The sequence below is a fragment of the Streptomyces sp. SID13666 genome, from assembly GCF_010548325.1.
Lineage (GTDB): Bacteria > Actinomycetota > Actinomycetes > Streptomycetales > Streptomycetaceae > Actinacidiphila > Actinacidiphila fildesensis.
The window spans coordinates 25,396-42,098 of the sequence record NZ_JAAGLX010000008.1; the positions used below are offsets into that span (position 1 = coordinate 25,396).

The 16,703-nt window shown below is 70.7% G+C and carries 14 protein-coding genes; 9 read left to right on the top strand and 5 right to left on the bottom strand.

Going from position 1 to position 16,703, the window contains the following annotated elements; all coding sequences use genetic code 11:
- Nucleotides 1-193 precede the first annotated feature (193 nt).
- The 9 genes from G3I60_RS13895 (at nucleotide 194) to G3I60_RS13935 (ending at nucleotide 9,452) form a co-directional block, all read left to right on the top strand.
- Nucleotides 194-1,354: a hypothetical protein gene (locus tag G3I60_RS13895; RefSeq protein WP_164298458.1), complete on the top strand. Its 1,161-nt coding sequence runs from the start codon at nucleotides 194-196 to the stop codon at nucleotides 1,352-1,354.
- 149 nt (nucleotides 1,355-1,503) lie between these two features.
- On the top strand, nucleotides 1,504-2,589 hold the full coding sequence (locus G3I60_RS13900) for a phosphotransferase family protein (protein ID WP_164298481.1): 1,086 nt from the start codon (nucleotides 1,504-1,506) through the stop codon (nucleotides 2,587-2,589).
- Between the two features lie 179 nt (nucleotides 2,590-2,768).
- Complete coding sequence (locus tag G3I60_RS13905) at nucleotides 2,769-4,349, top strand: WXG100 family type VII secretion target (protein ID WP_164298456.1); 1,581 nt, start codon at nucleotides 2,769-2,771, stop codon at nucleotides 4,347-4,349.
- 5 nt (nucleotides 4,350-4,354) lie between these two features.
- Nucleotides 4,355-4,726 (top strand): hypothetical protein, encoded by a 372-nt coding sequence (locus tag G3I60_RS13910; protein ID WP_164298454.1) that lies wholly within the window; start codon nucleotides 4,355-4,357, stop codon nucleotides 4,724-4,726.
- Nucleotides 4,727-4,806: 80 nt separating this feature from the next.
- On the top strand, nucleotides 4,807-5,139 hold the full coding sequence (locus G3I60_RS13915; protein ID WP_164298452.1) for a hypothetical protein: 333 nt from the start codon (nucleotides 4,807-4,809) through the stop codon (nucleotides 5,137-5,139).
- A 134-nt stretch (nucleotides 5,140-5,273) separates the two neighbouring features.
- Nucleotides 5,274-5,828: a hypothetical protein gene (locus G3I60_RS13920; protein ID WP_239069826.1), complete on the top strand. Its 555-nt coding sequence runs from the start codon at nucleotides 5,274-5,276 to the stop codon at nucleotides 5,826-5,828.
- A gap of 185 nt (nucleotides 5,829-6,013) precedes the next feature.
- Nucleotides 6,014-6,679 carry a hypothetical protein gene (locus G3I60_RS13925; RefSeq protein WP_164298449.1) on the top strand — a complete coding sequence of 222 codons (666 nt, stop codon included), beginning with the start codon at nucleotides 6,014-6,016 and terminating at the stop codon, nucleotides 6,677-6,679.
- Nucleotides 6,667-7,746, top strand: a complete 1,080-nt coding sequence (locus G3I60_RS13930) for a hypothetical protein (protein WP_164298447.1) — start codon at nucleotides 6,667-6,669, stop codon at nucleotides 7,744-7,746. Before G3I60_RS13925 ends, G3I60_RS13930 begins: the two co-directional genes overlap by 13 nt.
- A gap of 101 nt (nucleotides 7,747-7,847) precedes the next feature.
- Nucleotides 7,848-9,452 carry an alpha/beta hydrolase gene (locus G3I60_RS13935; protein ID WP_164298445.1) on the top strand — a complete coding sequence of 535 codons (1,605 nt, stop codon included), beginning with the start codon at nucleotides 7,848-7,850 and terminating at the stop codon, nucleotides 9,450-9,452.
- A gap of 71 nt (nucleotides 9,453-9,523) precedes the next feature.
- Here G3I60_RS13935 and moeZ read toward each other — a convergent pair whose 3' ends face one another.
- From moeZ to G3I60_RS13960, 5 genes are all read right to left on the bottom strand, one after another.
- Nucleotides 9,524-10,702 carry an adenylyltransferase/sulfurtransferase MoeZ gene (moeZ, locus tag G3I60_RS13940; protein WP_138350972.1) on the bottom strand — a complete coding sequence of 393 codons (1,179 nt, stop codon included), beginning with the start codon at nucleotides 10,700-10,702 and terminating at the stop codon, nucleotides 9,524-9,526.
- Nucleotides 10,703-10,812: 110 nt separating this feature from the next.
- A complete protein-coding gene (locus tag G3I60_RS13945; RefSeq protein WP_164298443.1) occupies nucleotides 10,813-11,658 on the bottom strand; it encodes a spherulation-specific family 4 protein in 846 nt (281 codons plus the stop codon).
- Nucleotides 11,646-12,557 (bottom strand): NAD(P)-dependent oxidoreductase, encoded by a 912-nt coding sequence (locus tag G3I60_RS13950; protein WP_138350974.1) that lies wholly within the window; start codon nucleotides 12,555-12,557, stop codon nucleotides 11,646-11,648. The genes G3I60_RS13945 and G3I60_RS13950 overlap by 13 nt, the downstream gene beginning before the upstream one ends.
- A gap of 79 nt (nucleotides 12,558-12,636) precedes the next feature.
- Nucleotides 12,637-14,700, bottom strand: a complete 2,064-nt coding sequence (locus G3I60_RS44570) for a hypothetical protein (protein WP_203672891.1) — start codon at nucleotides 14,698-14,700, stop codon at nucleotides 12,637-12,639.
- The gene (locus tag G3I60_RS13960; protein ID WP_164295269.1) at nucleotides 14,697-16,460 is read right to left on the bottom strand and encodes a DUF3492 domain-containing protein; all 1,764 of its coding nucleotides are present in this window, start codon (nucleotides 16,458-16,460) and stop codon (nucleotides 14,697-14,699) included. Before G3I60_RS13960 ends, G3I60_RS44570 begins: the two co-directional genes overlap by 4 nt.
- Between the last annotated feature and the right edge of the window lie 243 nt (nucleotides 16,461-16,703).

Here is a 16,703-nt window from a genome sequence, read left to right on the forward strand (position 1 = left end):
GGATGCTGCCGTCGGGCCGTGGAGCGGCCTATCCGGACCTGGCGTGGGAGCCGAAGGGGTCGTTCGCCGCGCCCGCCGCCGCGTACGGCCCGAAATCCGAGTGATACGTGCACGGATCTAGGCCCGGCCTCCATAACTGACGTACCGTCAGGGAATTCTCGACACCGAGGAGACCGAGGAGGAGGAGACGGCCGTGCCCCAACGCCCCGTTCCGCTGGACGAGTACCCCGTGCACCAGATCGCCCGATCCATGCGCCATGTCGCCAGCGGTGACCGCAACGCCTACGACCGGTCGATCTTCCAGGTCTTCGACCACGAGGGCCGGGCGCTGCTCATCACCGGCCTCGGCGTCTACCCGAACCTCGGCGTCACCGACGCCTACGCGACGCTGCTCCAGGGCGACCGGATCATCGCCGTCAGAGCCTCGGACGCGCTCGGCGAGGACCGGATGCGGCAGCAGGTCGGACCGCTGCGGATCGAGGTCCAGGAACCGCTCAAACGGCTGCGGCTGGTGTGCGAACCGCAGGAACCGGACCCGGACGGCGCGGACCCGGACGGCGACGAGGCTTCGAGCCTCTCCTTCGACCTGGTCTGGGAGGCGGACTTCCCGGCCGTCGAGGAGCCGCACCACATCCAGTACACCGGCGACCGGCTCTTCCTCGAAGCCAACCGGTTCTGCCAGGCCGGCAGCTGCCACGGCGTGATCCGCGCCGGCGGCCAGGAGATCACCGTGGAACGCGGCCGCTTCACCGCCACCCGCGACCGCAGCTGGGGCGTCCGCCCCATCCCCGGCGAGGCGCCCGGCCGGGCCGCCGAGGAGTTCCGTGCCGAGGGCTTCCACTGGCTGTGGATCCCGATCCGCTTCGAGGACCGCTTCGTCATGGTGATCCTCCAGGAGGACGCCGACGGCTACCGCACCCTCGACAGCGCCGTCCTCGTACACCCCGCGGACGCCGGCCGCCCCGACGAGCAACTCGGGCGCGCCCACGTCGACATCACGTACCGCTCCGGCAGCCGGCACCCCGAGTCGGCCGTCATCCACCTCACCGGGGCCGACCGCAAGCCGATCGAGATCCACGTCGAACTGCTGGGCGGCAGCCCGCTCGCGGTCGGCGCCGGATACCCGCCGGCCGGCGACTGGCAGCACGGCGAGTGGAAGGGCCGCGGCTGGCTGGACCGCCGCACGTACGACCTGGCGGACCCGGCGGGCCTGGGCCTGGCGGCGTACGGCGTCATCGACCACGCGGCCCGCTTCACCTGGGACGGCGCCACCGGCTACGGCATCTTCGAGCACGGCAGCTTCGGGCGGCACGACCCGAGCGGGTTCACCGGCTTCGACTCGGTGGCGCCGTAACCCTGTCGGCCCACGGCTCGTAGCCCTTTGGAGCAGCCCCGCGTACTCCCCGCCGATTCCGGCAAGGAATGGGGAGTAGCCGAAGCCCTGTCCGGCAAGGCCCGCAAGGAGGACCCGTGTCGAGCCCGACCCCACCCCCCGCACCGCACATGACCACCAGCACCCGCGATCCCCAGCTCCTCCGGCAGCGGCTCGACGCCTGGCTGCACGCCCGCGAACCCGGCGCGCACACCCGCACCTTCCACGTCCCGTCCTCCAACGGCATGTCCAGCGAGACCGTTCTGTTCGACCTCGCGGTGCCGCACCGGGCCGGCACCGCCCGCCAGCAGCTGCGCCCCTGCGTCCTGCGGCTGGCCGCGGACCCCGACGCGTACGCGGCCTTCCCCGTGTACGACATGGAGCGCCAGTACCGCACCATCCAGGCCGTCGCCCAGCACAGCAAGACCCCGGTCCCGGCCCTGCTGTGGCTGGAGACCGACCCGGCGCCGCTCGGCGCGCCGTTCTTCGTCATGGAACGCGTCGAGGGCCGAGTACCGCCCGACGTCATGCCGTACACCTACGGCGACAACTGGCTCTACGAAGCCGAACCCGCCGACCGCGAGCACCTCCAGCGCTCCACCGTCGACGTCCTGGCCGAGCTGCACACCGTCCCGGTGGAACCGGTCGCGTTCCTGGCCGGGCCCTCCGGCGACGCCCTGCGCGACCATGTGACGGCCCAACGCGAGTACTACCACTGGGTCGTCGACGGCCGCCCCCGCTCCCCGCTCATCGAGCGCGCCTTCGACCGGCTCGACGAACTGTGGCCGGACGACCCCGGCCCCACCGTCCTGAGCTGGGGCGACGCCCGCATCGGCAACATCCTCTACGCGGGCTTCGACCCTGTCGCCGTCCTCGACTGGGAGATGGCCGCCCTCGGCCCCCGTGAGCTCGACCTCGGCTGGATGATCTACCTCCACCGCTTCTTCCAGGACCTGACGGAACAGACCGGCTACCCGGGCCTCCCCGACTTCATGACCCGCGACGCCATCGCCGACCGCTACCGCGACGCCACCGGCCACACCCCCCGCGACCTGGACTTCCACACCCTGTACGCGGCCCTCCGGCACGCCAACGTCATGCTCCGCATCGGCTACCGCCAGATCCACTTCGGCGAACGCCCCCTCCCCAGCGACCCGGACGACCTGATCATGCACCGCACCTCCCTGGAGGCGATGATCGAGAACCGCTACTGGTAGACGTTGCCCTGACGCCCGGCGAGGGCTGCAACTCCGGGGAGAAGGTCGCCTCTTCCCCGACGTCGCAGCCCTCGTTGTCGGTTACATCGACGTGACACATCAGTCACAGATACTCCGTCGATCCCTGTGAACCACTTGGGTAACGTCGTACGTCGACGACTTCACGGGGGAACGATCGCATGGGGCACCGCCCAACCGACTGGCACTTACTCGATCTCGACGGCGACCCGACGCCCGGTGATCCGGACCGGGTCAAGACCCTGGCGACGCGCCTGGACGACTTCGCCGATGATGTCGAGGGCGCGCTACGTCAGGTCAAGGGACTGCAGAGCGAGGACGCGATCCTGCAGTGGGCGGGGCTGTCCGCCGAGGCGTTCCGCGACGAATTCGACGGTGTGCCGGGCAATCTCACCAAGCTGCACAAGTCCTACCGGCTCGCCGCCGACGCGCTCGCCGCGTACTGGCCCGAACTGGACCACTGCCAGCGCCAGGCGGACAAGGCCCTGTCCGACGGCCGCACCGCCCGCGCGCACCTCTCCACCGCGCAGACCAACCTGAACAGTGCGAACGACTGGGTCCGCACCGCCGCCGCCAAGGCGGACGAGTACGACCCGGCCAAGAACCCCGGCAAGGACATCCCCAAGCCGGACTCGGACGAGGTCCGCCAGGCCACCCGCAACGCGAGCCAGGCCACGGCGCGGCACACCGAGTGCCAGACCGCGGTCACCACCGCACAGACCGCGCTGGACGCGGCGAAGCGGCTGGCCGAACAGGCGCGCGGCATGCGGGAGAACGCCGCCAAGCGGACGGTCACCAAGCTCCACGAGGCATCCGACGCCGGGATCCGCAACCGGCACTGGTGGGAGAAGGCGGTCCACTGGGTCGCCGACCACTGGGATGAGATCGTCACCGTCTGCAAATGGATCGTGGCGATCGCCGGCATCATCGTCATGATCGTCGGCGGCCCGCTCGCATGGCTGGTGGTCGCCGCCGCACTCGTCGTTCTCGCCGACACCATCAACAAATACGTGCACGGCGAAGCCAGCCTCTGGGATGTGGCTTTCGCCGTCCTCGACTGCATACCCATGACCAAGGGCCTGACGAGTCTTGGCAAGCTGAAAGAACTCTGGAAGGCCGGCGGCCTCCTCAAGATCGGTGCCCACGCGCTGGGGTCCATCAAGAATGGTTTGCAGGGGATAGCAAACGGAGTACGCGCAGCCGCAGCGGGGCTCCGCGGCGGAAAAGTCGCAGTCGTCAGCCTAGCGAAGGGGCTCTCGGCCCGCGGCGCCAAAACGCTCGCCTTGGAGATCACGGGCTTCAAGGACGGGCGCCCTGGAATGAAACTCTTCGCACCCGGCGATCAGCTTCGAAAATACATGGATAGAATTCCGCACAATGGAAGCTTTGACGTAGGCATACATGGCAGTCCGACGAGCGTTGGATATCAGATAAAGAGTGGCGCGGCCCACCTTCCCGAGAATTGGCACAACTTCAATCACAGAGAACTTGCGGCCCTCATGAAGGCAAACGGCTGGAACGGCGAACCGGTTCGCCTTCTGTCGTGCTCGACCGGTAAGGTACCCAATGGTTTTGCCCAGAACCTGGCGAACCATCTTGGTACAACGGTTGAGGCTCCCAACGACTTCTTGTGGGTCTACCCGAACGGGAAGATAGCCGTAGCACCCTTCGACGCCGCCGGAAAGTCAATCCACCCGAGCATTCGTGGAAAATACGAAACATTCACCCCAGGGAACGGATAGGTTTCATGACTTCAGTATCGGCCCCCCATCGGATCTCCGAAACCGCCCATTCAATGGAAGCGACCCCAAACACTCTGTCCGAGGACGAAGTGGCACGTCTTGCAGAGTTCCTTGAATCGGCAGAGGCGCTGATCATTTCACCGGGCTCCGTCGCCGACCCCTTCGCAGAGAATGAGGACATGCGAGTGCGCGTCGGCATCATGACCGACGGCGAGTGGACCTGGGATCTCGCCTGGGCCGATTACGTTCTCTATCACAAAGTAGCCCCACCGCAGGAGTTCATGAACCATGCCCGGGATATGAACTTCTTGGCTCCCGAAATTCCCGTTGACCGATTGATGGAAATCAGCGAATCGCTCGGCATCCCCCTTCCCTGACCGGGGTGACATTTCTTCGGAACACAGCAGTACGTGAAGTATCGAAACCGAACTACCGTAGCCAGGATGTGGGGGACGTAGTGACCGATGACAGGCTTGCGATACCGCTCGATGCGCTCGAGGATTTCGCCGGGCTCCTCGGTTCGATCACGCAGCGGCTGAACGGGACGAGGAACCTGTTCCACGAGTTCGAGAACGATCTCGGGGACGGCAGCGTGGCCGGGGCGCTCGATCACTTCGAGTCGCATTGGAAGGACGGCCGCGGCGACATCGACAAGCAGTTGTCGGGTCTGGAGAAGATGGCCACGACCGTCGTACGCGAGATCCGCAAAGTGGATACCGATCTGGCCCAGGAGCTGGAGAAGGCAACCAAGCCGCAGCAGCGGCCCGGCACGAAGGAGCCCAAGGCGTGAGCACCAACCCGGCCGTCGATCCCCACGGTCCCGTCGATACGCCGGCCCAGGCCTTCGCGGTCTCGCTGTCCGTGCCCGAGTCGTGGTGGGAGTTCGACGTACGGCCGGAAGGCCGGGATGCCACCGTCCGGGCGATGGTCGACGAAAGGGTCCGGGACACACCCGAACTGGCGCCCTACCGGGCCGATCTCACGGCCCTGCTGCGCAGGATGGCGCGTGACGCCTACGACTCCGGTGCGATCTACTGCGGTTGCATGGCCGAGGGATTCGAGGGCGTACCGCTCTCCGCCACCGTGACGGTCACCGTGCTGGGCGCGCAGAACCGCCAGGGCGCCGCCCTGTCCACCGACCCCCTCGCCATCGCGGGCAGCCTCGCCACCATCACCCCGCGCCGCGAGGGCGACGCCTGGCGCACGGTCACGACTGTCGACATTCCCGAAGTCGGCACGGCCGCCCGCACCAACGGCGTTGAGGACATCCCCATCGAGCAGGGCGACACCCGAACGGTGCGCATGGCTCTCACCCAGACCTTCATCCCCATTCCCGGGACGACCGACCAGATCATCCTGATCTCCGGCGCCAGCCCCGTCCTGGATCTCGCCGAGGCATTCCACGACATCTTCGACGCCGTCACCTCCACCTTCCGGTTCATCACGGAAAGCCCTGACCCTCCGGCCCGGAACCGGTAGGCCCGGCCGCCCGGCCGGTGTCGTTTTCCGGCGGTGACATGAACGTGACGCATTAGGCACAGACTCTCCCTCGATCCCCCCGCGCGGCTTGGGTAACGTCATACGTCCTACGTACGGGGACCTCGGGGACGTACCCAACGCTGACCCGCCGGTGCCCACCCACCGACCGGGAGCCCTTCACTTTTATGCGAGCCCCCACAGCGCTCACCGCCGCCGCCCTCGCGACGGCGACCGCCCTGCTGCTCACCGCCTGCGGCGGGGGCGGATCCGACGGCACGTCCGACACGATCGACGGCGTCCCGACGACCGCACCGTCCGCCGCCGCGACCACTGCCGCGCCGACCGCCGCCCCGTTGACGATCGACCCGAGCCTGGCGCTACCCGCCGACCTGAAGCTGAATTTCGACTGGCCGAGGCCGTCGGACCACACGCAGGCGGTCGCATTGGCCGCCACGGCGAACTTCATGCAGTCACTGGTGCACGGAGTCGTGAAGCAGAGCGTGACGAAGAGCGGCCTGGCCAATTACGCGACGGACAGCGCGCTCGTGTACGGCAAGAGCTATGTCCAGCGCCATGTGGACGCCAAGAGCACGCTCACCGGCACCGACCACTACTACCGTCCCGTCATCAAGGTCGCGGCCAACAAGACTTCCGCCGAGGTCACCTTCTGCAACAACCAGGCCAAGCTGTACAGCAAGGCGATCCCGACCGGAAAGGTCGCCGTCACCCCGGAGAACAATGAGAGCTACAGGTTCTACGACATCGTCCTGATCAAGTTCAGGCCCAACGTCGATCTGTGGCAGGCGGCATCCATCGAAGTGAAGGAGAGTGCCCTGCAGTGCAAGCAATAGGTGGCTCGATACCGCTGCGCCGGGCGCTGGCCCTCGCTGCCGTCACCGTCGTTTCCGCGGCGGGAACGAGCTACGCCAACGACACGATTCCCATTCCGCCGAAGACACATGTGTCGGGTGGCAACGACACCCGCAACCTCAACGCCGCCGCCGGATACTCGGTGGTGCCCGTGACACCCGGCGCCACCGACCCCGGCCGCAAGCGGATCGCCTCGGTCGATACGTCCTGGACGCCGCCGCCTTGCTGGTTCGGGCCCAAGTACAGCGCCCAGCAGTTCAAGGACGAGTACACCAAGAGCTACAAGGAGCAGTCCCCCAACGTCCACGGCAGCTTCTCCACCGCCATGGGCATGGACCTCGCGCACTACCAGGACGGCTACGACTACCCCGGCGTCAAGGGGTACAAGGACTTCAACATCGAGCAGGAGGGCAAGGGCCAGTGGTGGGCCGTGTCCACCAACCCCGCCGCCAGCGCGTTCGACCAGATGTCGTGCAACGACCAGAATCCGCTGTGGGTGCCGAACGGCGAGCGGCCGCCGGGCACGACGAGGCACGTCATCACCCCGGAGATGCTCTCCAAACTCGCCTTCGCGAGCACGCGTCTCCCGGGCGTGACCATCACCATGAGCCCGACGACAACGCAGACGGTCAACCTGCCGACGTGGGTGTGGCTGCGGGAGAAGTACACGCCGGTGAAGGTCCGCGCGTCCGTGAACCTCGGCGGCGGCCAGGAGATCTGGGCGGAGACCACCGCGCAGGCGAGCAGTGTGCGGATCGAGCCCGGTACGTCCGATGCCACCGTGTTCCCCGCTTCGGGTGAGTGCCCGATCGCCCCGGACGGCAAGGTGGGCGCCGCGTACGCCAAGGGTGCGACCGGCAATCCGCCCTGCGGCGTCACGTATCTCCGTTCGACGGAGCACTCCGGGGCGTACCAGCTCAATGTCACCGCGACGTGGAAGGTCAGTTGGGTCGGCTCCGACGGCGGTGCGCCGGCCGGGCTGCCCAACGGCGTCATCAACGAGCCGAAGGCCGTCACCGTCCGCGAGATCCAGAGCGTCGTCCGCTGATCGTCCGCCCCGCCGCCACCCACCGCCGTGCCGCAACCGCAAGCAGACCTATCCGCCCGTATGGGATCATCCGCGCATTGGGAACGACGGGTGGGAGATCCATGAGCAACGTACGGGTGCGGCGGGACGCGGTGGTGGGTGTCGCGTTGGTCATCGCGCTGGGGGCGGCGGGGTGCGGGGGCGGGGACTCGAAGGCCGCGGACGACAAGCCCGCGGCTACGGCCTCCGTGACAGGCAGCACGCCGCCGGCCGGCGCGCCGGGCGCGCTGCCCGGGTCGCTGACCGGGCAGAAGCTGAGCTGGCGGCGGTGCCCAGCGCCGAGTGTGGCGCAGGGCGCGGACGGCAAGGCGCCCGGGAGCGAATGGCAGTGCTCGACGCTCAAGGCGCCGCTGGACTACGCGAAGCCGGACGGGCCGACCATCGGTCTCGCGATGATCCGCGCCAAGGCCACCGGCAGCGGCCGGATCGGGTCGCTGGTGTTCAACTTCGGCGGCCCCGGCGGGTCGGGCGTGGCCGCGCTGCCGTCGTTCGGGAAGGACTACGAGAAGCTGCGGTCGCGCTACGACCTGGTGAGCTTCGATCCGCGCGGCGTCGGCGAGAGCCAGGGCGTGAAGTGCCTGGACGACCGGGCCACGGACGTCTCGCGGCAGATCGACGGGACCCCGGACACACCCGACGAGGTACAGGCGCAGCAGGCAGATCTGCGGAAGCTGGTCGCGGCCTGCGTGCAGAACTCGGGCGACGTGCTGCCGCACGTGGACACGATCAGTGCCGCTCGCGACATGGATCTGATGCGCCAGGTGCTGGGTGACAAACAGTTGCACTACTTCGGCATCTCGTACGGCACGGAGCTCGGCGGCGTCTACGCCCATCTGTTCCCGGGCACGGTGGGCCGCGCGGTCCTCGACGGGGTGGTCGACCCGACGCTCGACCCGGAGCAGGCCGGCATCGGCCAGGCGAAGGGCTTCCAGCTCGCGCTGGACAACTACCTGACGGACTGCGCGAAGAACACCGCCAACTGCCCGGCCGGCCGCAGCCGGCAGGCCGGCGACCAGTGGATCTCCGCGTTCCTGGCGAAGCTCGACGGGAAGCCGCTGCCGACCGACGACGGCCGCAAGGTCACCCAGACCATCGCGACGAACGGGATCGCCGCCACGCTGTACTCCAAGGACGACTGGAAGTACCTGACCATGGCGCTCAAGGAGGCCAAGGCGACGGGCAGCGGCAATCTGCTGCTCGCCTTCGCCGACTCGTTCGCCGGCCGGGACCAGAACGGCCGGTACAACAACCTGATGCCGGCCAACACGGCGGTCAACTGCGCCGACGCCAAGCAGCGTTACACCCAGGAGCAGGTGCGGGAGAAGCTGCCCGCGTTCCGTCAGGCCTCCGCCATCTTCGGCGAGTTCCTGGCCTGGAGCCTCCCGGCCTGCACCGGCTGGCCGGTACCGGGCAACTGGCAGACGCCTGACGTCAGCGCCCCGGGCGCGGCGCCGATGCTCGTCATCGGCAACACCGGCGACCCGGCCACGCCGTACGAGGGCGCCGGGAAGATGGCAGCCGGGCTCGGCGCGGACGTCGGGATCGAGATCACCTACAAGGGCGAGGGCCACGGCGCGTACAACAGCGGCAACACCTGCATGACGAAGACCGTCAACGCCTACCTGCTGGAGGGAACGGTCCCCGCGAAGGGCACGACCTGCTCCTGATCACGCATGTGAGGGCCCGCACACCGTTTCCGGTGTGCGGGCCCTCAACGTATGCGCGACCAGCGATACCGCTAGTAGACCGGCTTGTGCGGCTCGACCGTGTGTACCCAGCCGATGACGCCGCCACCGACGTGCACCGCGTCCGAGAAGCCCGCGGACTTCAGGACGGCGAGGACTTCCGCGGAGCGGACGCCCGTCTTGCAGTGCAGGACGATGCGCTTGTCCTGGGGCAGGTTCTGCAGGGCGGTGCCCATCAGGAACTCGCCCTTGGGGATGAGCTTGGCGCCCGGGATGGAGACGATCTCGTACTCGTTCGGCTCGCGGACATCGATGATCTCGATGTTCTCGCCGTCGTCGATCCACTCCTTGAGCTGCTTCGGCGTGATCGTCGAACCCGCGGCGGCCTCCTGGGCCTCCTCGGAGACGACGCCGCAGAAGGCCTCGTAGTCGATCAGCTCGGTGACGGTCGGGTTCTCACCGCAGACCGCGCACTCCGGGTCCTTGCGGACCTTGACCTGGCGGTAGGTCATCTCCAGCGCGTCGTAGATCATCAGACGGCCGACCAGCGGGTCGCCGATACCGGCGAGCAGCTTGATCGCCTCGGTGACCTGGATCGACCCGATGGACGCGCAGAGCACGCCCAGCACGCCTCCCTCGGCGCAGGAGGGGACCATGCCGGGGGGCGGGGGCTCCGGGTAGAGGCAGCGGTAGCACGGGCCGTGCTCGCTCCAGAAGACGGACGCCTGACCGTCGAAGCGGTAGATCGAGCCCCAGACGTAGGGCTTGTCCAGCAGCACGCACGCGTCGTTGACCAGGTAGCGGGTCGCGAAGTTGTCCGTGCCGTCGACGATCAGGTCGTACTGGGAGAAGATCTCCATGACGTTCTCGGCCTCGAGGCGCTCCTCGTGGAGAACGACATTCACGTACGGGTTGATGCCGAGGACGGAATCGCGCGCGGACTGGGCCTTGGAACGGCCGATGTCCGCCTGGCTGTGGATGATCTGGCGCTGCAGGTTCGACTCGTCGACCTCGTCGAACTCCACGATGCCGAGCGTGCCGACACCGGCGGCGGCCAGGTACATCAGGGCCGGCGAGCCGAGGCCGCCGGCGCCGACACACAGCACCTTGGCGTTCTTCAGCCGCTTCTGTCCGTCCATCCCCACATCGGGGATGATCAGGTGGCGCGAGTACCTGCGGACCTCGTCGACGGTGAGCTCGGCAGCCGGCTCGACCAGGGGTGGCAGCGACACGGGGACTCCGGATCGGTAGGCATACGGGTGTACGGGTGGTTCTCTCCGTAACACTGCCACGCCGGTCTTCATTCCGAGACACCCGGTCCGAGGAGCGAGACCGAAGGGGATCAGATACTGGGCGGCGGCTGCTTTCGTAACGTTCGCACCGATTCGTCCCAGTAGCCGGCCAGCCCCTCCCACGGGTCGGTGCCGTCCCGGTCTGTGCGGTCCGTGAAGCAGACGGTGGCGGCGCCCTGCCAGCGCGCGATCCGCATCGCCGTCACCAGATGCGACCGCGGCACTCCGTGGACGAGGTGCGCGAAGCGCTCCGGCGGGTACGCGGCCGTCCACTGCGGGGCCTCGGACCAGCGGTACCGGGTCCAGGGGCCGGAGAACGTCACCAGCTGGTCGGCGATCTCGGCGTACCCGGGATACGGATGCGTGCCGTGCCCCAGCACGATGTGCCCGTCACCACCGTCGCCACTATCACTGTCAGCGCTGTCCCCGTCGTCCCCCGCCAGCAGTGCCCGCAGCGTCGTCGTCACCCGGCGGCACTCGTTCAGCGCGGAACGCTCCGTCGGCGCGCGGTCCAGGTAGAAGCCGTCCACCCGGTACCAGTCCAGGTAGTGGGAGGCGTCCGAGACGAGCGCGCCGAACGGCCGGGCGCCGAGCCCGGCGTCCAGATGACCGAGGACCGGCACCCCGCTCTCCCGGAGCCGCGCCACCGCCTCCGTGTACAGCGGGTCGGGCCGGGTGCCGGGGCCGCGCGCCACGTTCAGCACCACCCAGTGCAACGGGGTTCCCGGGCGGGCGAGTTCACCCCACTCGGCCGGTGCGACCAGCGGGTGCGCGTTCACCGGGACGCCGAAGCCGAGCCGGTCGGAACGGGCCTGGCCGCCCGCTCCCGGGCCGGCCCCGCCGGAGCGGTCGCGCAGCCCCGCACCCCAGAAGTGCGGCGGCGTCAGACGCGACATGCCGCCTCCATCCAGACGTCGGCCAGCGATTCCTCGAGGCCGATACGGGGCCGCCAGCCCAGCCGGTCACGGGCCGTCCGCACATCCGCCTGCTGCCAGATGCCGCAGCCGTCGGGGTACGGGGGCGGGCCGGGCGCGACCTGCGGCTCGTCCAGCTCGTGGAGGGTGCCGTCGTAGCCCGCGACATGCGCGAGCCCGGCCGCCATGTCGCGCATCCGTACGGCCCGGCCGGAGCCGATGTTCACCAGGCCCTGCGCGGCCGACAGCGACGCCGCGTGCACCGCCCGCGAGACGTCACGGACGTCGATGAAGTCGCGCTGCACGGCGAGCCCGCCGAGCTTCAGCTCGCCGTCCCCGCTCTGCATCGCCCGGCGCAGCGCCTCGGCCACCCGCCCCAGCGGTGAACTCGTCGGCGTGCCGGGGCCGACCGGGCTGAACACCCGCAGCACCACCGCGTCGAGACCCGAGCCCAGCACCAGCTCGGACGCGGCGAGCTTGCTCACCCCGTACGGGCCGCCCGGCCGCGGCACCGCGTCCTCGGCGGTGGACGCGCCGACCGGCGAAGGACCGTATTCGGCGGCGCAGCCCACCTGGACCAGGCGCGCGCCGGTACTGCTGCGCCGCATCGCCTCGCACACGGTCGCCACCGCCACCGTGTTGTGCCGGGTCAGGTCCCGGGCCCCGCCGCGGGTCGCGCCCGCGCAGTTGACGACGACGCCCGGGTGCACGGCGTCCAGGAACCGCGCCAGCGCTCCCGGCGCCCCGCTCGCCAGGTCGAACCGCACATCGGCGTCGTCGCTGCGCCCCAGCGCGGTCAGCTGTACGGCGGGGTCGGCGAGCAGCCGTTCGGCCACGTGCCGGCCCAGGAATCCATCGGCTCCGAGCAGCAGCACTCTCATCGGCCGACACCCCCCACCCGGTGTCCTTGCCGGTGCGCTGTCCCGCGCGGTGGGCGGAGCGAGGTCGTTCGGTGCGTGATCAACGTTTCTCCTGGTTGGTGTTGCGGAGGTCTGTCGTACGGGGGTGGGTGGCGGCGGGGGTGCCCGTGCGGGCACCGGTGCCGTGCGCCGAGGCCCGGGTGAGGGCGCGGAAGGCATGCACTACGAGGACGGTGGCGGCGCAGCCGCAGGCCAGGACGGGTATCGCCGCCGGGCCGAGCCACTCGACCGGGGCCGAGACGGCGGCCAGGCCCGGCACGTGGTGCAGTACGGCTGCGCCGAGCGCGGCTCCCTCGGGTGCGGCCGGCGCGCCGGTCCCCCACGCGGCCGCCCGCGTGAAGCCGTGCACCGCGAGCAGCCGGGCGGTGAACAGCAGCATCCCGAGGGCGGCCGCCCCGGCGACACCGGCGGGACCGGCCAGCGCGGCGGCGGCCCACAGGAGCGCGAGCAGCACCGCGAGATACAGCACGAGGGTGCCGGCGAGCAGCGGGCGCACCCGGGCGGCGAACTCCCCGAGCCCGCGGCTCGGCGTGAGTTCGGACCGCGCCCGCAGCGCGAACCGGTGGGCGCACCACGCGGCGGGCGCCAGGGTGAGGGCCAGCGCCACGAACGGGCCGCCGGCGGGCGGGTCGAACGGCGCGCCGAGCAGGCTCGTCAGCAGCGGACCGCCGCACAGCGCGAACGCCAGCAGCCACCCGCCCGAGAGCACCCCGCCGGCGCTCTCGTTACGCAGCGGGCCGCGTCGCAGCGCCGCCCAGGTGGCCAGCGCGACGAGCAGGGCGATCACCGCGCCGACGGCGGGCGACCGCACCACGAACGCGGCCGCCGCGGCGCAGCCCGCGCCGGGCACCACATGCAGCAGCCCGACCCGTACCGGTCCGACCCGTGCCGCCACCCGCTGCCCGCCGGCCCGCTCCCCCGCGGCGCCGTGCGGGACGCGGGCGTACAACTCGTCCGCGAGCGAGAACACGTCCCGGTGCCGGAACCGTCCCGCCACCCGGTCGGTGACACCGTGCGCCTCCAGCCCTGCGGCGATCTCCAGCACATCCACCGCCCCGGCGCACAACTCCTCATGCCGGTGCATCACCCCACGCACCGGATCAGCAGGCCCCCGCCGCCGCGCCACCGAGGCCCTCCCGGCGGGTTCGGCGTCACGATCCGGCACGTCACCATCCCGGGCGCCCGGACCCGCCGCCGAGGCGAGACCCCCGCCCTCACCGACCGGCAGGGTCAGCTCGGGCTGCAACTCCGACAGCAGGACCCGGTCGTCCGCAGCCGCCTCCACCGGGCGGTACGAACCCCCGCCAACGACGGGCAACTCCGGCGCGTGCGACCCACCGGTATCCCGGCCACTCGGACCCGCCGCCGAGGCGGGAACCCCACCGCCACCGACCAGCAGAACCGGCCCCGGCCGCGCCCCCGAGAACAACACCCGGTCGTCCGCAGCCGCCTCCGCCAGGCTAGGCCGCGCCCCCGAGAACAACACCCCGCCCTCCACAGCCGGCTCCGCCAGAGGCGTGCGGCCGTCCGTTCCCGGGCCGTAGCCCAGGGCCGCCACGACCCGCGCACGGATGTCGCCCGCCGCGTCGAGTCCGCGGCTGGGCGCCTCCATGAGCGGCTCCGCTCCGGAGGCGGCTTCGGCGGCGTCTTCGGCGGCGGCGTCGTGTTCCGGCCACGCGATGGTGTCGTCCGCGTTCACGCGGTCCGGGGCCGCGGCGGGATCCGCCTCGTCGGAAGGACCCACGCAGCCGCTCAGGCCCTCGGCTGCGGCTTCGGCCGTCGCGATGCCGTCCTCCCGCTCGGGCTCCTGCTCGCGCTCCGGCTCGGACTCCGGGGCCGGAGCCGGGTCACCGGCGCGACCGGCGGCCGGGCGGTCGACGCCGTCGGTGCCGTCGGTGCCGTCGGTGCCGTCGGTGCGGTCGGTCAGGACCTCTTCCGCGGCGGTCGCGGGATCATCCACCGGGCCGGATGCCGCCCGGCGGAAGGCCGGGGGGAGGAGGTCGGCGCCTGGGAAGGTCTCGTTGGGCGGGGTCGGGTCGGTGGGGACGTCGGAGAGGATGCGGGCGAGGAGGGCGGCCTGCGCGGAGCCTCGGGTGGCGGTCATGCGAGGTCACCTCCCGGGAACGGGAAGCCCGCGGGTTGCGGGCGGCGGGCCCAGGTGGGGGCGGGCAGCACGGGCGTGAGGCGGCCGGGGACATGGGCCTCGGCGGGCTCGGAGAACGGGCGCGGCACGCCGTCGGTGTCGAGCAGCGGCTCGCGGCGCACCGGACAGTGCGCGACGAGCTCCAGATAGATCTCGCGGAACGCGCCCACGCACCGCTCGACGGTGAAGAGTTCGAGCGCCCGCTCACGCGCGGCGGCGCCGAGCCGGGCGGCGCGGTCGGGCTCGCGCAGCAGCGCGAGGCAGGCGTCGGCGAGCGCCTTGGGGTTGCGGGGCGGTACGACGAGCCCCGTGCCGCCGATGACCTCGCGGACGGCGCCCACGTCGGTGGAGACCGTCGCGCGGCCGCAGAACATCGCCTCGACGAGGCTCAGCGGGAAGCCCTCGACGATGCTGGACAGCACGACGACGTCACCGGAGGCGTACGCGTCGGCGAGCTGTGGTGCGCCGGGTGAGCCGATCTCCTCGAAGGTGACGGGACTCTCGCCGACCGTCACCGCGTCCTGGGCCTCGTCGGGGAAGAGCTGGGCGGCCAGCGTGCGGCAGCCCGCCAGGTAGGAGTCGACGCCGCCGCGGACGTGCAGGATCCGGAGCCGTGCGCCCGGTTCCGCCGTGCGTATCGCGTCGAAGGCGTGCAGGAGCGCGATGAGGTCCTTGGCCGGGTCCGGGCGGCCGACCCAGGTGAGCGTGGGGTCGGTGTGCCCGCCCTGGGCGTCCGCGCCGGCCGCTTCCGCGGCTTCGCCGGCGCGGGCGAAGCGGGCGGCCTCCATGCCCGGGTAGACGGTCCGCAGCCGGGAGCGGTCGGCGCCGCAGCGTTCCTGCCAGCGGCGGGCGTGGGTGCTGCCCGGGGTGATCAGGGCCGCCTCGCGGTAGGACTCACCGGCGAGCAGCCGGTGGAACGCGGTCAGGAGCGCGCGGACTTCGGCGGAGAGGCCGGAGGCGCGGTGCGCGAGGAGCGCCTCGCGCAGCCGGACGCCGTACTCGGTGACCAGGAGCGGCGTTCCGAAGAACCGTTTGGCCAGCAGGCCGGGAAGGGTCGCGGGACCGCCGGAGACGGCGTGGCACAGATCGGCGGCGCCGAGCTCGTCCGGTTCGTACCAGGGCGCGGACAGCGGTCTCAGGGCGCGTTCCAGAAGTTCGGCGGCGGTGAGCAGGTCCGCCACGCCGACGGTGGCCAGCAGGGGTCGTACGCCGGGAGCGCGGCAGGCGTCCTCCAGGGCGCGCAGCGCCTGCTCGGACCGGAGCAACCCGGGCAGTCCGCCGTCCTCGTGGGCGAGTTCGGCCAGCCCGTACAGACCGGAGGCGAAACGGTCCGCCCGGGCACCTCCGTAGCCGTCGGCTCCCGCACCGGACACGCCGATGACGTCATCGGTGCGGCCCGCGGCGGATCCCTCGTCGCCGCCCGCCAGCGCGGCGACCAGCTCCCGGTAGTGGTGCAGGAACCGGTGGCGGCGCGCCCGGCGGGCCGCCCGGCCGCGGCTGCCGTCGTCCTCCGGCGGCGCGCCCCACAGGCGCTCGCTGCGCACCCGCCGTACCTGCGACGGCAGTTCGACCCGTCCCCCGGCCTCCGTCCGCTCGGACCTGCTGAGCGCGTACACCTCGAATTCGTGGCCCGGAAGCCCGCGCACGAGCCGGTCGCACCAGGCGCCACCTTCACCTCGTGCGTACGGGTAGCCACCCTCGGTGAGCAACGCGATGCGCATGTGTACGCCCCCCTTCCTTCGCCGGTCCGCCGGATGCATGGCCGGGAGGGCGGATACGTCTGCCCGGCGCGACGACGGTATGCCGGTACGACAGTGGCGCGACGGACGGTTGTCCGCCGCGCCACCAGAAGGGGTGAACGGTCGTAACTTCTCGCACCACAACGCGTTGTCGTCGCTTAGGGTGCGCGGAACAACACACTCCACTCACCCTGTCCGCGACCGTGCCGCGCTCCGGCAGGAAGC

Bases quoted from the DNA above. Each gene is read 5' to 3' on its own strand.
- G3I60_RS13925 (WP_164298449.1), top strand. From the start codon at position 6,014: ATGCGAGCCCCCACAGCGCTCACCGCCGCCGCCCTCGCGACGGCGACC.
- G3I60_RS13900 (WP_164298481.1), top strand. From the start codon at position 1,504: ATGACCACCAGCACCCGCGATCCCCAGCTCCTCCGGCAGCGGCTCGAC.
- G3I60_RS44570 (WP_203672891.1), bottom strand. From the start codon at position 14,700: ATGACCGCCACCCGAGGCTCCGCGCAGGCCGCCCTCCTCGCCCGCATC.
- G3I60_RS13935 (WP_164298445.1), top strand. From the start codon at position 7,848: ATGAGCAACGTACGGGTGCGGCGGGACGCGGTGGTGGGTGTCGCGTTG.
- G3I60_RS13960 (WP_164295269.1), bottom strand. From the start codon at position 16,460: ATGCGCATCGCGTTGCTCACCGAGGGTGGCTACCCGTACGCACGAGGT.
- G3I60_RS13950 (WP_138350974.1), bottom strand. From the start codon at position 12,557: ATGAGAGTGCTGCTGCTCGGAGCCGATGGATTCCTGGGCCGGCACGTG.
- G3I60_RS13920 (WP_239069826.1), top strand. From the start codon at position 5,274: ATGGTCGACGAAAGGGTCCGGGACACACCCGAACTGGCGCCCTACCGG.
- G3I60_RS13910 (WP_164298454.1), top strand. From the start codon at position 4,355: ATGACTTCAGTATCGGCCCCCCATCGGATCTCCGAAACCGCCCATTCA.
- G3I60_RS13945 (WP_164298443.1), bottom strand. From the start codon at position 11,658: ATGTCGCGTCTGACGCCGCCGCACTTCTGGGGTGCGGGGCTGCGCGAC.
- G3I60_RS13905 (WP_164298456.1), top strand. From the start codon at position 2,769: ATGGGGCACCGCCCAACCGACTGGCACTTACTCGATCTCGACGGCGAC.